The sequence below is a fragment of the Bacillus sp. A1 genome (assembly GCF_042296235.1).
GTDB classification, from domain to species: Bacteria; Bacillota; Bacilli; order Bacillales; family Bacillaceae; genus Bacillus; species Bacillus velezensis.
In genome coordinates, this window is record NZ_CP141181.1 from 2,886,869 (window position 1) to 2,901,525 (window position 14,657).

Annotated in this window: 16 protein-coding genes and 2 pseudogenes; 10 read left to right on the forward strand and 8 right to left on the reverse strand. The window is 41.5% G+C overall.

Annotation, left to right across the window (positions count from 1 at the left end):
* Positions 1–16: 16 nt before the first annotated feature.
* Positions 17–1,387 (forward strand): aldehyde dehydrogenase, encoded by a 1,371-nt coding sequence (locus tag U2H13_RS14085; protein ID WP_376700505.1) that lies wholly within the window; start codon positions 17–19, stop codon positions 1,385–1,387.
* 222 nt (positions 1,388–1,609) lie between these two features.
* Positions 1,610–1,791: pseudogene (locus tag U2H13_RS14090) on the forward strand (T7SS effector LXG polymorphic toxin); the annotation flags it as partial.
* Here the strand turns inward: U2H13_RS14090 and U2H13_RS14095 are convergent.
* Positions 1,766–1,927, reverse strand: coding sequence for a hypothetical protein (locus U2H13_RS14095; RefSeq protein WP_021494452.1), 162 nt, complete (start codon positions 1,925–1,927; stop codon positions 1,766–1,768). The pseudogene U2H13_RS14090 and the gene U2H13_RS14095 sit on opposite strands and share 26 nt — an antisense overlap.
* Positions 1,928–2,533: 606 nt before the next feature.
* Positions 2,534–5,104: a helicase C-terminal domain-containing protein gene (locus tag U2H13_RS14100; protein ID WP_353406327.1), complete on the reverse strand. Its 2,571-nt coding sequence runs from the start codon at positions 5,102–5,104 to the stop codon at positions 2,534–2,536.
* Between the two features lie 363 nt (positions 5,105–5,467).
* Here U2H13_RS14100 and U2H13_RS14105 point away from each other — a divergent pair, with 363 nt between their 5' ends.
* On the forward strand, positions 5,468–5,770 hold the full coding sequence (locus tag U2H13_RS14105; RefSeq protein ID WP_076983800.1) for a DnaB-like helicase C-terminal domain-containing protein: 303 nt from the start codon (positions 5,468–5,470) through the stop codon (positions 5,768–5,770).
* A 245-nt stretch (positions 5,771–6,015) separates the two neighbouring features.
* On the opposite strand, the gene hmpA is transcribed toward U2H13_RS14105, so the two are convergent.
* On the reverse strand, positions 6,016–7,206 hold the full coding sequence (hmpA, locus tag U2H13_RS14110) for an NO-inducible flavohemoprotein (RefSeq protein WP_121984328.1): 1,191 nt from the start codon (positions 7,204–7,206) through the stop codon (positions 6,016–6,018).
* Between the two features lie 159 nt (positions 7,207–7,365).
* Between hmpA and U2H13_RS14115 the strand changes: the two genes are divergently transcribed.
* From U2H13_RS14115 to U2H13_RS14130, 4 genes are all read left to right on the forward strand, one after another.
* Positions 7,366–7,437, forward strand: coding sequence for an SWIM zinc finger family protein (locus U2H13_RS14115; RefSeq protein WP_223204447.1), 72 nt, complete (start codon positions 7,366–7,368; stop codon positions 7,435–7,437).
* Positions 7,438–7,442: 5 nt separating this feature from the next.
* Positions 7,443–7,670, forward strand: a complete 228-nt coding sequence (locus U2H13_RS14120; protein WP_021494455.1) for a hypothetical protein — start codon at positions 7,443–7,445, stop codon at positions 7,668–7,670.
* A gap of 169 nt (positions 7,671–7,839) precedes the next feature.
* A complete protein-coding gene (locus U2H13_RS14125) occupies positions 7,840–8,349 on the forward strand; it encodes a type 1 glutamine amidotransferase domain-containing protein (RefSeq protein WP_121984327.1) in 510 nt (169 codons plus the stop codon).
* 119 nt (positions 8,350–8,468) lie between these two features.
* A protein-coding gene (locus U2H13_RS14130; RefSeq protein WP_099721935.1) for an IS3 family transposase occupies positions 8,469–9,619 on the forward strand; the annotation gives its coding sequence in 2 pieces (ribosomal slippage) (positions 8,469–8,742 and positions 8,742–9,619; 1,152 coding nt in all).
* A gap of 257 nt (positions 9,620–9,876) precedes the next feature.
* On the opposite strand, the gene U2H13_RS14135 is transcribed toward U2H13_RS14130, so the two are convergent.
* The 4 genes and pseudogenes from U2H13_RS14135 to U2H13_RS14150 form a co-directional block, all read right to left on the reverse strand.
* Complete coding sequence (locus tag U2H13_RS14135; protein WP_376700506.1) at positions 9,877–10,674, reverse strand: SGNH/GDSL hydrolase family protein; 798 nt, start codon at positions 10,672–10,674, stop codon at positions 9,877–9,879.
* A gap of 179 nt (positions 10,675–10,853) precedes the next feature.
* Complete coding sequence (locus U2H13_RS14140) at positions 10,854–11,099, reverse strand: hypothetical protein (protein ID WP_061862486.1); 246 nt, start codon at positions 11,097–11,099, stop codon at positions 10,854–10,856.
* Between the two features lie 47 nt (positions 11,100–11,146).
* Positions 11,147–11,197 (reverse strand): annotated as a pseudogene (locus U2H13_RS14145) (hypothetical protein); the annotation flags it as partial.
* A 171-nt stretch (positions 11,198–11,368) separates the two neighbouring features.
* Positions 11,369–12,238, reverse strand: coding sequence for a cation diffusion facilitator family transporter (locus U2H13_RS14150; RefSeq protein ID WP_065180599.1), 870 nt, complete (start codon positions 12,236–12,238; stop codon positions 11,369–11,371).
* Positions 12,239–12,460: 222 nt separating this feature from the next.
* On the opposite strand from U2H13_RS14150, the gene U2H13_RS14155 reads away from it, so the two are divergent.
* The 3 genes from U2H13_RS14155 to U2H13_RS14165 all read left to right on the forward strand — a co-directional run bounded on the left by U2H13_RS14155 (position 12,461) and on the right by U2H13_RS14165 (position 14,391).
* Complete coding sequence (locus U2H13_RS14155; protein ID WP_007408765.1) at positions 12,461–13,267, forward strand: TrmB family transcriptional regulator; 807 nt, start codon at positions 12,461–12,463, stop codon at positions 13,265–13,267.
* A 72-nt stretch (positions 13,268–13,339) separates the two neighbouring features.
* Positions 13,340–14,071 carry an AzlC family ABC transporter permease gene (locus tag U2H13_RS14160; RefSeq protein ID WP_038464177.1) on the forward strand — a complete coding sequence of 244 codons (732 nt, stop codon included), beginning with the start codon at positions 13,340–13,342 and terminating at the stop codon, positions 14,069–14,071.
* Complete coding sequence (locus tag U2H13_RS14165) at positions 14,068–14,391, forward strand: AzlD domain-containing protein (protein WP_007408767.1); 324 nt, start codon at positions 14,068–14,070, stop codon at positions 14,389–14,391. The genes U2H13_RS14160 and U2H13_RS14165 overlap by 4 nt, the downstream gene beginning before the upstream one ends.
* A 40-nt stretch (positions 14,392–14,431) precedes the next feature.
* Here the strand turns inward: U2H13_RS14165 and sr7p are convergent, their stop codons facing one another.
* On the reverse strand, positions 14,432–14,557 hold the full coding sequence (gene sr7p, locus U2H13_RS14170) for a small protein SR7P (RefSeq protein ID WP_007408768.1): 126 nt from the start codon (positions 14,555–14,557) through the stop codon (positions 14,432–14,434).
* Positions 14,558–14,657 lie beyond the last annotated feature (100 nt).

The following is a 14,657-nucleotide window of genomic DNA, read 5'->3' on the forward strand; positions in this document are numbered from 1 at the left end:
AAAAAGGAGAGACGAAATGAACAGCATCCCCTCTATCGTCAGCAAGCACAAAGCCTATTTTGCGGCGGGGCATACGAGACAGCTAGAATCGAGACTGAACATGCTGCAAAAGCTGAAACAAGCCATCAAAACACAAGAAGCCGATATAACAGCCGCTCTCTATCAGGATCTCCACAAATCCGAACAGGAGTCGTACACAACAGAAATCGGAATTGTACTGGAGGAAATCAGTTTTGTGATGAAGCGGCTTGGGAAATGGATCAAACCGAAACGAGCCAAAACGCCTCTGACTCACCTAGGCTCCAAGAGCATCATCATCCCTGAGCCGTATGGAACCGTTTTGGTGATTGCGCCTTGGAACTATCCCTTGCAGCTGGCGCTTTCACCCTTGATTGGAGCCATTGCGGCCGGAAACACAGTCGTTCTTAAACCGTCAGAATATACGCCGGCGGTTTCCGCTGTTCTTTCCAAACTCATCAGCAGCGTTTTTCCGAGTGACTATGTCGCTATGGCGGAGGGCGGACCCGACGTCAGCACTGTGTTATTACAGCAGCCCTTTGACTATATTTTCTTCACCGGAAGCGTTGCCGTGGGAAAAATCGTCATGGAGGCCGCCGCCAAACAATTAATTCCCGTTACCTTGGAGCTCGGCGGCAAAAGTCCCTGCATTGTCCATAAGGATGCTGATATACAGCTTGCCGCCAAACGCATCGTCTTCGGGAAATTTACAAATGCAGGGCAAACCTGCATCGCACCGGATTATTTATTTGTCCACCAAGATATCAAAACGAAGCTCACAGAAGAAATGAAGCGTTCGATCAGCGAATTTTACGGCCCTCAGCCTGAACAAAATCCGCAGTACGGCAAAATCGTCAGTGAACGCCACTATCAGCGGCTGCTCAGCTTTCTGCATGATGGCATCCCGCTCACAGGCGGACAATCTGATCCCGCTCATCATAAAATTGCGCCGACCATTCTAGATCAAGTGAAGGATGACTCTCCAGTGATGCAGGAGGAGATTTTCGGGCCAATTCTTCCGCTCTTTACATACCGTGATATCGGGGAAGTCATTGAGAAAGTCCAATCGCGCCCAAAGCCGCTCGCCCTGTATCTCTTCACAACAAACAAAGGAATCGAGCGAACTGTTTTAGAGAATCTGTCGTTTGGCGGCGGCTGTGTCAATGATACGTTAATGCATGTTGCGACACCGTATTTGCCATTCGGCGGCGTCGGGGAAAGCGGCATCGGCAGCTATCACGGATTTGACAGCTTTAACACGTTTACGCACAAAAAAAGCGTCGTCAAACAAACGAACCGCTTCGACTTCGCTTTCCGTTATCCTTCTTCCAAAAACGGGCTGCGAATGATTCGGAAAATACTTAAATAAAAAAGCGCAGAGTATCTGCGCTTTTTATAAATCCTCTATACACCAATTAATCGGTTCGTCTTCCAAATTAAACCTATTTTTAAAAGTTCAAATCGAAGTCTAATAGTAAAAATGAACCAACCCAAAAGAACCATTTTGTGTTCGGACGATTTGTTATATATTTACTCTAGGTTTCATCGTGGTAAAATTTCGAATAACATTTAATCACGAAAGGATATGATCATGAAAACCTTTGAAGCAACCACCCTGCTTTTTGCCGCCAAACAATGCGCAAACGAATACAAGAATTGCACAGCCAAATGACAAGCCTGAAAAATGCGTTCCAAGGCATGGCAGACCTGGGTGACAGCGATTTTTCGGGCAAAGGCGCTGACAACATCAAAGCTTTATTTCAAGATCATGCCCAATTACTTTTGATGAATCACCAAGTAGTTGCACAAAGTCATTATCTAGAATATCATTCTTGATTTGCAAGTAATCTTCTATGTGCTTTAATGCTTTTTCTAGTATATCTTTACTTTCGTTAATGATATCGTTCACTCTGATCCCTCTTTTTCCTCCATTATACACAATATAGTATTTTATCTGAATTTACCGTCCTTTATATACTGTGCAGTCCGGTGATGCGTCCCAATTTACTCTGTTTCCTAACTATGTACCTTAAATGAATTACACACCTAGGGCTTAACCCGCATATGTCCCATAATTATACAAATATCGTTGATTCCGCATATAAAGCTCGAGGATAACCTACTTCTCTTCTAAGAAAGCAGATTTAATGCTTTTTGTATCCCTTTTAAAAACTCTTCTCTTTAGCTCTCCAACTATCCGGTTTGATGCTGAGTCTACTGTGAGGAATATCGGTCACCATAGGCAGTAAATAATCTGGTACTTGTTCTTCTTAGTCAATCTAGGGTGCGTTTCATATTAATTGGTTCAAAAAATCAACTTCCCACTATTTATACAATTTAATGATGCACAGTTGCTGCCCTCTTTTGAAAATTTCCTTCTCCTTCTTATCATTCAGTCCGTACTTGAATGCTCTAAACTTAATTAACATTTCCCAATCTAATAAAAATGGACAACAAACTTAAAACATGTTTATTTAGTGTAAGTTGGATGTCCTCAGTTTGCCGGCAGAACAGGTTACCTTATAAGATTATTTAACTCATTTGATTTTAGCCAGCTAATAAAGTCATTTATGATTAGTTTTTTTGAAATGATTTCACGCAATAAATACTTTCTTGCATCATCTTCTGTCGAATAAATAATTTTTTGTATAGTTGTCCTTAAAATATCGCCAAAAATCTGTACCTTAGATAATAAATCTAAGGGGGCTACTAAATATATATTTTTAGCTGCATGTTTCGCATATTCTTCTATAAAGTTTTTCTCACATATAATACAAACAGTTATCTTATCAGTAGGTTTACAATTTTCATTTTCAAGTAACCAACTTTTATGAAAACCAGCTTGTCTTATATCGTCCAGTGGTATTTCCTTTGTTTCATCTTTTATATTCGTTTTAGCTTCAAAAACTACCCACTGGTCTAAAAACTCCCAAACTGAATCAGGAGTACCTTTTCCTTCAGGCCTAGTTGATTTTTTCATCCCTAAAAAAGTTCCAATTTTTTTTAATGCTGGCTCAAACAGTTTTGCGTCTTTGGCTTTTAATCCATTAATTACACTGTTCCAGTCTTTTTCAAATTTTTGATCGCGATCTCCATATTTTAAAAGGTTAGACATTATGTTTTGAATTTGCTCCTCAATAACTTCGTCAAAGTCTTCATGTTCAGGTAAATTAAGGTCTAAAATTTTTTTATCTAGCCACAACTTATTAGTTGATGCACTTATAGCTTTAGTGAGAAATTCTTTTGTTGTTTCGATATCACCTTGTTGCTTAGAAACACAAGCAATGTTATAGTTCCACCAAGCTCTATATCCTTTAAGTAAAGGTTTTCTACCCAATAGTTTCATTAGTTCATTTATTTCTTTGCGTGATTGCTCATAGTCCCCTTCTATCAGATTATATTGAAAATCAACTTCATGTAATGCACATTTTTCAATTGATCCGTCAATAGTTAGCCTTTCAAAAGCTTTTTGTTTAGAATCGGTATTTTGTTTAATATAGTTTTCAACCTCTTCCCATTCTTTTTCCTGTTCGAAAAATATTTCTAGAGACTCTTTCCAACTATCCATATCTTTTATAGTGTCTATTTGATCAAACCCAAATTCAATTTCAGCAGCTATTTCAGATGGTAATAATTCTCGAAAATCATTTTTATAAATATATTCTCCAACACGTTTCCCTATAAATAAAACCGCAGCATAGTCTTTGGTTCCTCTAGTACATCTTCCTAATCCCTGAATTAGTCGAGTAGCTAATCTATTCTTTAAAATTTCGGATGCTCTTAATCGCGTTTGCAAAAATTGCTCTGAAACTCCTACAGCAGTTGGCAAATCAAAAAATATCTGGAGTCTGCATTCTGAATCTTTAAGGTCTATCCCTTCATATCTTCCTGCTAATAACAGTATAGCTTTATTATTGTGTTTAAAACTTTCTAAAGAATCCTCAATATCCTCACTTAAGTAAATTTTATATTCAGGCAATTTTTTCTCAAGATATTCTTTAAATGACTTGATTAAATCATTACTAGGGAAAAGCATTAGAGTACGAGGTTGCAATTTTATTGTTTCTGTAATTACTTCTAATATCTTTTCTTTTTCAAAATGATCTTCTGGAAACAGAATTAATCTTCGTCCCGATACCTTATTTGCTCCTTTTGAAAATTTTGAAATCCGTTCTATATTTTTTATACCAAAAATTCTTTCTAGTTCCCCAACCGGACCTAAAGTTGCAGACATGTATATCCTTTCATTAGCCTGCATAAATGGTAAGTGCAATTTATTTGGAGGAATTATTGGCTTAATAGACATCTTATTATGAGTAATGTAAATTTGACATCCGCTTAAGATATTACGCAACTTTGACCAACTAAAATATAACGAAGTATCTTTTGTCGCATTATCAAGAAAACTTCTAATTTCATCTGCTCTGTCTATCCACAGAGGCTGCGGTATGATATCAACCCCATCATACATGGGATCATATGTACCAAAGTCAATTTTATCTTGAACTTGTTTCGGTATAATTTCTTTAAGAATTGAATAAAAAGAATTAAATATGGATTCTTGGTTATCATTAAACTTATTTATTTCTAATGTCCAAAAGTCATTAATTGCATACTCAGTTGCATGAGCATCATCAAAAATAATTAACTCTGCATCGGAGAATTCTGGATTAGTGTTAAATATATGACTGTAGGTAGTAACTGCTATTGCGGCAGCTCTTCTATATTCTCTAATTTCCCTCTCAGAAAAGTCTCTTTTTTTTCCAGTCAAAACAACCGATTTTATTCCATAACTTTCCAAAAGGCGACTTGTTTGCGTTGCTAATTGCCTTGTAGCACAACAATAAACAACTCTCCTCTGTTTTGAAATTCTATTGAATTCACCAATTAGACCTCCAACAAGAGTTTTCCCATGCCCAGCAGGCATTTCGATTGCTATGTCACTATTATTTTGATTAATACGTTCATATTCTTCTAAGGACTGCCCCTGTTGTAAAGATAGTCTATCCAATTTACCTAATTTATTGAATAATTCTATTGTACTTGAAACAGTTATTTTATTTCTTCCACTTATATTAAACGCCATCCAGAACATCCTTCCATTTTAGAATAGCTCCACAACTTCAAACTTTACTCTTTTAATTTTATTTTGTTGTGTAATTATCTTTAATCCCCTAAAAGAAGGGACTCAAACAACTTCACTATACCATCACTGGAAATCACCAAAAATTCTCTTTATAGTACATTATATCAATTTTTCAGTCTATTAGTGATTAATATTCAAATATTCTCATTTCTTCATCTTCCTTTCAATTTTTTCATACTTTACAAATACATATTTTTTATTTTAAATCTCTCTTGCATATAAAAATTAAGCGCCGGTTCAGGATATTGCAGCTGTCCGTCTGTAGGAGAAAATCGTTTTTTGTCTCAACATTGCTTGAAATAAGTGCCTAAAGTTAAAAACACATGGCCCGCCTGCGTTATTGCTTTCAGTCAGCTATCACGGGGCGTTCAACAGCGGCAGGATAGACGGCCGATGATATCAGACATAAGGGAATTGGGGCAATTTAACAGGGCACGGATTTCATTGGATTTCTTTATCGGGATGATTATTACGACAAAGAAAGCGAATGCAAAAATATTATTGTGGATCATTATAGGCAAGCAGCGAAAACGAACCTGTCGGAACTGTTTTACTGGCGTTCATCAAAGAGTGCGAACTTTTTGTCAACTTGGAGCGGCATGTTGACGGTTAAAGATTCCCATAATTCTTATTCATTTATCCTGCTAATTAAGTTCTTGGTTTTTTGGTTTATAAAATAAAAGCGGAGATAATGACTGATTCGTTTTGAAAACCTGATATCATCGATCTAATTTCAACAAAAGCCGCTTCTCAGTACCGATCCGTAAGAGAAAAATTAGCAATCCCTTGCAAGAGAATAAAAAAAGCACCCAATCCGGGTGCTTCATACATTAAAATCCTTCCTTCTTCCGTCACACCATACTCAGCTGGGGTTCAAATAATTCATATTGAATGGATTCCGGCGGTGTATTGAATTCAGAAATCAGCTTTTTCATTTCTTTAATGAACGACGGTGATCCGCACAGGTAAAAATCAGCATCTTTATCTGTCATCACTTCTTCTAACAGCTTTTTGTCAATCCGGCCTTCCCGAAAACGAATGTTTTCTGAACGGTCTTGTTCGGACGGCTCGCTGTAAATAAAGAGGGTGTCAACGGATGAGTGTTCCGCGGCTTCTTCAGCTTCATGCCGCAACGCATGATACTCTCCGCTCCTTGCCGCATGGATAAAGAGAACGTTTCGCTGCGGCTGGGTTTTGGCAACCGTCTTTAACATGCTGATCATCGGAGTAATTCCGACACCGGCACTGATGAGAACGAGATTCTTTTTGGAATCAGGGTCTAATACGAAATCCCCGGCCGGAGCGCTGATCTCAATTGAATCCTTTTCGTGTAATTGGTCATGCAGATATGAGGAAACAACCCCTTCTTTTTTAACGGAAATCCGGTAATAATCCTTACCGGACACGTCGGATAAGCTGTACTGGCGGATATGCGTATAGCCCGTGTCCGGAATGTATACTTTTACACTGATATACTGCCCTGCTTTGAATTCGGGGAGAACTTGTCCGTCTTCCGGTTTTAAATAAAACGACGTTATCTCCTTGCTTTCTTTTACCTTTTTATCAATTGTAAACGCCTTATAGTCTTTCCAGCCGCCTTTTTGCGTTTCCGCTTGTTCATACATGTCCTTCTCAATTCCGATAAAAGCGTCTGCAATGACGCCGTATGCTTTTTCCCATGCCTGAATGACCTCAGGAGCGGCCCCGTCTTTTAGCACATCCTTTATCGCGATTAACAAGTACTTTCCAACGATTGGGTAATGCTCGGGCTTAACACCGATACTCCGGTGCTTATGGCTGATTTGTTTGACGACGGGGACTATGTTTTCCAGCCGGTCAATATTGGCTGCGGCCGCGATCACAGCATTCGACAAGGCCGTACGCTGTGTTTTTTTCTTTTGATTTGTCTGATTAAAGATATTCAGCAGCTCAGGGTGATGCTGAAACAGCAGGTCATAAAATCGGCCTGTGATTTCTTCACCATGCTCTTCTAAGACCGGCACTGTGCTTTTAATGATTTCAATCGTTTTTTCATCGAGCATTCTGAAATCCCCCTAAAGATGTATGCATCTCGATTGACCTGAGAAAAGAATCGTTTTTGAATTCTTTTTTATAGATTTCCCTGCTCAAAAAGGGTTAACCGTTCCAATTTGAGGCGGATTCAGGAAAAACCAGAAAAACGAAATTGCATATGAAAAATTGTGGACTTGCCACGGTGTACTTGTCCGATGCAAAACCCTCCTTGCCAGCATTTAATAAAGTACGGGAGGTGAGATGAATGGGTAAAAAATCGAAAGTGTATTACTGTGACCCTAAGTATATTGTGACTGACAAGTATACTGACAAAGAAGTGGTTTACGTCCATCCCATCAAACACATTAACAGAGAGCATATCCGTTATGTTCCCCGCCACGTTTATAAGGAAGAAACAATTCACGAAGTCATTGATCCGGGAGATCCGGGGAAATGCGGGTGTAAAAAGCATAAAAAAAGACGCAAAAAGTAATTGGTTCGATTTCTTGCCTTATCTCAAGTTAAACACGTAAGTTTCAGCAGACCTCCGTACCTTTTGGCTCCTCTTTTTCAGAGGGGTCTTTTTTCATAAGCAAATACGTTGTGAGGCGGGAATCTGCCTGATATTCTTGTCATATACAAATTCACAGGAGGCATGATGTATGAGCAAAAAAATCGCAGTTCTGATGACAGATCAATTTGAGGATATTGAATATACAAGCCCGGCGGACGCATTTAAAGAAGCGGGCCACAGTGTGGTGACAATAGATTTGGAAGCAGGGAAAGAAGTGACGGGCAAACACGGTGAGAAAGTAAAGATCGATCAAGCGATCTCAGACGCAGACGCCAAGGAATTCGATGCGTTATTGATTCCCGGAGGCTTTTCACCGGATCTTCTGCGCGGAGATGACCGCCCGGGTGAATTCACTAAAGCATTCGTGGAAAATCAGAAACCCGTTTTCGCGATCTGCCACGGCCCGCAGCTGCTGATTGATACCGACCTTCTTAAAGGAAAAGATATCACGGGATTCCGCAGCATCCGCAAAGACTTAATCAATGCCGGCGCACATTATAAAGATGAAGAAGTCGTCGTGAGCCATAACATCGTAACGAGCAGAACACCTGACGATTTGGAAGCCTTTAATCGTGAATCATTGAACCTGCTGAAATAAGAGAAAAAAGCACAGACCCGTTCAGGGACTGACCCCATAAGATGAGACAAACAAAAAACACCTTCAAGTTTGAAAACGGATGATTGTTAGCCGAAATTAGACTTGGAGGTGTTTTTTCTATGGGGACAAGAGTGAGTTATCCGGTTGAAGTGAAACAGAAGGCTGTAGAAATGAGATTGGCAGGCGTGCCTATGAAAGAGATCATGCAGGAATTGAATATTAAGAATAAGACACAGGTTCAGACATGGGTTAGATGGCATAAGACTGGGGATACACATCGATTCGAACAGCCTGTCGGAAAGCAATACACTTACGGAAAAGGCCCGGAGTATTCTTCCGAATTAGAGAAACTGCAGGCAGAAAATCGTTATCTGAGACAACAGAATGAAGTTTTAAAAAAGTGCAACGAATTGGAAAGGAAGCTGATAGCGAAACGCCAGTCGAGCTTGTAGAAGCATTGCGCGGCACAATGACCATACAGGATATCTGTATTCATTTAGGTATCTCACGAGCATCTTATTATCGTTGGAAGAAGAATCTGATGAAAGATAACCCTAAATACCATTTAGAAAAACAAATCGGCACGTTGTGCCGAGAACACAAGTTTCGATATGGCTATCGGAAAATCACAGCCATATTAAAAAAGGGAATGCGTGTGAATCATAAAACGGTTCAGCGCATTATGCAGAAGAATCAGTGGCAATGCCGGGTTAAGGTGAAAAAGCGCAAGAAAGATGGGCAGCCATATGCCGTGGCCGAGAATATATTGGATCGAAACTTTCAGTCTGAACGCCCTCTGGAAAAGCTAGTAACGGATATCACATATTTGCCTTATGGGCAGAAACAATTGTATCTTTCCAGTATATTGGATTTATACAATGGAGAAGTGATTGCTTTTACAATTGGCGATAGACAGGACACAGACTTTGTCTTACACACACTTGATCAGCTGCCCGCACTGCCAGAGAACTGCGTGTTACATAGTGACCAAGGTTCTGTTTATACATCTTATGAGTATCAGAAAGCTGTTAAAACAAAAGGCATTACCATGAGCATGTCCCGCAAAGGGACGCCCGCTGATAATGCCTCCATCGAATCGTTTCATTCCTCACTAAAGTCTGAAACGTTCTATCTTAACAGCATTGATCGAACTACGACGACCATCGTAGAACGCACTGCCATAGAATACATTCATTATTATAACAATATTCGTATTCAAACGAAACTAAACAGCCAATCGCCGATACAATATCGGCAATTGGCTGTATGAAGGTGTTTTGATCCCTGTCTCAAAAACAGGGGTCAGTCCCTTCAGTCTGTGCTTTTTTTATGGACTTTTCACCGGCTCTCAAAAAACACCATCAGTTAGACCTATTCTCCGGCCCATCCATCATAAGTAAAATAAAAAGAGAATGTTTTAAAACCCGACAGGAGGTTCGCTATGTGGATGATCATTTTGCTGCTTATCATTTTAATCGGTTTTACCGGTAATATCGTCTCGCTTTTGAGAGCGCAAAAACACGCATCTCAAAGAATAATTGAGCTTTTAGAAAAGCAAAGCCGAAAATAATCGTACCCATAATAGTAATAATAATTCCGGCAGATTTCCTGAAATATGATTTGATGCCCTTTCTCGTTCGGATGAAGACCTTCTGACATGCACATGCTGCGGAAAGCGGGATTATACGGGTCGATGAGATCTGTATCAAACAGGTCGGCATACGGTACAGAGAGGAGTGTGCAGGCTTCTTTTTGGGCTTTCACATAGTCAGCCAGCTTCAGACCCAGTTTATTTTTATCAGTATCACGGCGGACGATTTTTCCTTTTGATATTTTTGCTTGTCTCGTTGGGGTCACCACAATGATGCTCGCGCCTTTATTTCCGCTTCGCAGCTGCTGAATCACTTGGCAGAAGCCACCGTAAAATGTGGTGATATCCTTTTCATCTGTGCCGATGGGAATGTGGTTGCACCAATCATCATCTGTTCCCTGGACAATGATGACATCATGTCCCTTTGTTTTAAGCGCCTGCTGATAAATGTTATCGCTTCCGTTGTTGCTCATGTTAACGCCGCTGACAGACAGATTGGTTATATCAGCGTTTGTCCGGTCTTTCAGAATGTCACCAAAGCCGTATTCCGCACGCAGCCCCCGGGCGACGCTGTCACCTAAGATCGCGATTTTTGAAGCCTTCCGCAGCCTGCTTATGCTGATGAAGTCAATGCTGATATGCCCGCTGTCCGTGATATGCAAAAGCTTGCTGCTTATGTTTGGCAAAGAGACTGTCTTTCCTTCAGAGTTATAAAAATCCTCATTCAGCTTCATTCGGCGTCATCCCTTCCTTTTTATCCTCCGGCATCTTTTTTGACATAAAAAACGGACACGAACAAACAGCGCCATGTTGTCAGTTCAGTGTCCGCGGATGATGATACCGGATCTTTTATGCAGTTCTCTTGCCATTATAGCAGATCCCCGTTACTTGTAATAGAGTCTGCAGTCAGCATTTAAAACAGCGTTTGCGGGTGCGTTTTTGATGAGACCGTCTGCTGCGGGAACGGTGTGTCCGGCGATGCGTCCGTCTTCTGCTGCGGGAGCGGTGTGTCCGGTGATGCGTCCGTCTTCTGCTGCGGGAGCGGTGTGTCCGGTGATGGCTCCGTCTTCTGCTGCGGGAACGGTGTGTCCGGTGATGCGTCCGTCTTCTGCTGCGAGAACGGTGTGTCCGTTTTCTGCTGCGGGAACGGCGCGAACATTTTTTAGAAACCGGTTCTTGGTATAAATACTCCCCTAAACCTTCTCTTTCCGCAACGGCAACTCCATGTTCAATTTCTTTAACAGAAATAGCGTTCAATTCTGTTCACCTCCCTTTTTCTTTACAACATAACGTATGAAATGAACCCCTCACGTGTATAAGCTTCTCTCTCATATGAGCGAGAAATAGTCATTTATACAACAAAAAGACCCGTGGGAACGGGCCTTTTGCAGGCATTTTGCCGGGAACAAACGCAAACATAAGATCGATTTATTTCTTCCTCTCGCTCTCCGGCTCGGGGTGAATCATTACCTGTGCTTGTTTGAATTCATTCGTAATATCTCTTTCAATGCGGTCACACAGGTCGTGCACGTCTTTAATCGTCACGTGAGAGGCTACGACCAGGTGAAAATCAATATACTCCTGCGGGCCGGAGCGTCTTGTACGAAAATCGTGAATTTCAATAAATTCCTGTTGAAATGTTTCAATAATCTTTAAAATTGTTTTTTCTTCCTCTTCCGACAAACGGGTATCAATCAGCGGCGGGAATGCTTCTTTCATTAACTTAAACGCTTCATATATGATATACATCGCCAGCACCATACCTATAATGGGATCAAGTATGTACCACTCCGTTATGGTAACGACCAAAAGGCTTGCCGCTACGCCTAATGATGTGTACACGTCAGTCAGTAAATGCAGGGCATTTGATTTCATTGCCACGGAATTAACCTTTTCGGCTTCTCTTTTTACGAACTTCGAAACGATCAAATTAATGAGAGCCCCCGCAAGCATCACAACAATGCCCAATACGGGCAGATGAACCGGCGCCGGGTTGACCAGTTTTTGAACGCATTCATATATCATCCAAATCCCTGCCGCAAAAATCAGAATCGTCTCGATAGTCCCCGACAGATTCTCGACTTTTCCATGACCGTACGGATGCCCTGTATCAGCCGGCTTTTTTGAAATCCTGACGGAGATAAAGGCGATGAAGGCGGCGATCAAATCTAAAAAAGAATGAATGGCTTCAGAAAGTATCGCGACAGATCCGGTTATTATCCCCACCACTATTTTGAGCATGACGACCAGGGAATTGCTTATAACCGATAAAAAAGCGATTTTAGAGGTGTTTTCCACCGTGATCCTCCTCTTTTTAACTTCTTGAATTTATCGTATCAAACGGCATTCGTGTGGGTCTACGGCAACGTTTTTCACAAAAGCCATACATGTAACTCACCATAAACTAATTTGGAAAGCGACAAAACAGGCGCACCTTTCTTTCAGCACTCAAGTCCCATTGACAAGATATAACCGCTTACATTATAGTAGTTTCATGAATAACCACTACGGAGGATGTTTATGGAGGATGTTCTGAAAGAATTACAGAAATTTGGATTTTCTCAATATGAATGTAAAGCATATATCGGCTTGTTGAAACACTCGCCTGTTACCGGATATGAAATCAGCAAAAGGTCAGGCGTCCCCCGCTCAATGATCTATGAGGTATTGGGGAAATTAGTTGATAAAGGCGCTGTCCATATTGTGCCGTCTGATCCGGTTACATATGCCCCGCTGGCCGGAAAGGAATTAATCGACCGGCTCCGGCACGATTTCGAGAGTTCATTCGGCTACCTTGAGGAAAAGTTATTGGCACTGGAAAGCGAGCAGGAGATGAATGTCATCCGCCGCATCAGCACGAATGATCATGTCATCAATGAGATGAAGGATATGATTGAAAAAGCCGAGGAAGAGTTGTGGCTGTCTGTCTGGGAACAGCAGATTCCCTTTATTCAAGAAGCCGCTAACAAACGCGCCGCCGAACAATTGCCCGTCTTTTCGATTGTGTTCGGCCCTCCGGAAGTGAAGCTCGGAAATACGACAAATCATAATATGTCTCCTGAAGTGGCGGAGAAACGGATGGGCGGGAGATTAACGATAGCTGCCCGCGATAATAAAGAAGTCTTAATCGCCAATTTTTCTCCGCAGACGAATGCCTGGGCCATTAAATCAGAAGATCCCGCTCTCGTTCTCGTGGCCATGGAATATATGAGGCACGATCTGATGTTCGCGGAGCTTGTGAAAGAAGTAGGGGCTGAAAAAGTTGAGGGCCTGATGAAACAAAACCATTCGTTATTTCATGTCGTCACCGGAAATCGGTTCATATAAATGTGAACCGTATTTTCTTTGATTTTTTCATTAGTCGTTATCATTATAATCTCTATGAAAGGAGTATAAAAAATGATTAACACAGAAGTGCAAAAAACCGCCGTTTCCCGGGAAATGAACGATACGTTTTTACAGGGGGTGCGGGATTGTGTGCCTACGCTGCTGGGCTATATGAGCATCGGTTTTGCTTTCGGCATCGTTGGCGTTGCCTCTCATCTAAGCATTCTCGAAATTTGTTTGTTATCTTTATGTGTCTATGCCGGCGCCGCCCAATTTATTATTTGCTCGCTCCTTGTTTCCGGGAGTCCTATTTCCGCCATTATTTTAACGACGTTTATCGTCAATCTGCGGCACCTTCTGCTGAGCCTGACCATCGCGCCGTATTTCACGAAATACTCTTTGGCGAAAAATATCGGCTTCGGGGCTTTGCTTACTGACGAATCTTTCGGGGTAGCGGTGAACAAAGCGGCTCAGAACGGCAGGTTATACGATAAGTGGATGAACGGCCTCAATATAACCGCTTACATGTGCTGGGTTATTTCCTGCGTGATGGGCGGGCTTCTCGGACAATGGATATCTGATCCTTACGCGCTCGGCCTGGACTTTGCTTTGCCCGCTATGTTTGCGGCGCTGCTTGTGCTGCAATTGCAGTCGTCAGCTTCGGAAAAGCTGAAGCACAGCCTCTCCTTAATTCTCTACATGATCATTTTTATGGTCTTGTTATCGTATTTCGTCCCGTCACACATCGCGGTCATCGCCTCAACCGTGATTGTGGCAACGATCGGGGTGGTGACGGACAAATGAGCATCAGCACACAAATGATCTGGATTATACTCGGCTGCATGATTGTTACACTTGTGCCGCGCATTGTTCCGTTTATATTTGTCCGGAACATTCAGATGCCTGAGTTGGCTTTAAAATGGCTCTCCTTTATTCCGCTTTGTATTTTGACGGCTCTGGTAACGGAAAGCATGATTGTGAAAACAAACAGCGCTTTGACCTTTGATTGGAAAGCCATGATCGTTCTCATCCCGACATTGCTTTGCGCAATGCGGACAAAAAGCTTATCCATCACGGTCATCACAGGAGTCGTGCTGATGGCCGCCGTCAGGCTGATATGGTGACAATCAAAAGCCTCCATTCCGCAGAATGGAGGCTTTCCCTTTATGATGTCGGATTTTCTTCTTCTGTCTCTGATTCCTCGGCTTTGGCTTCGGCGTTTATGCTTTGCTGCTGTTCCCAATGATCCCGCTGCAATCTTTCTTTTGCGATGGTAAACATGAAATTCACGGCGCAGCACCCCTTCCCTGTTTTGCTTATACTATGTACTGTACTCATTTCCCCGTGCAGTATTCACAAAACATAAAAAAGCAGCCTGCCGCATTGAGCG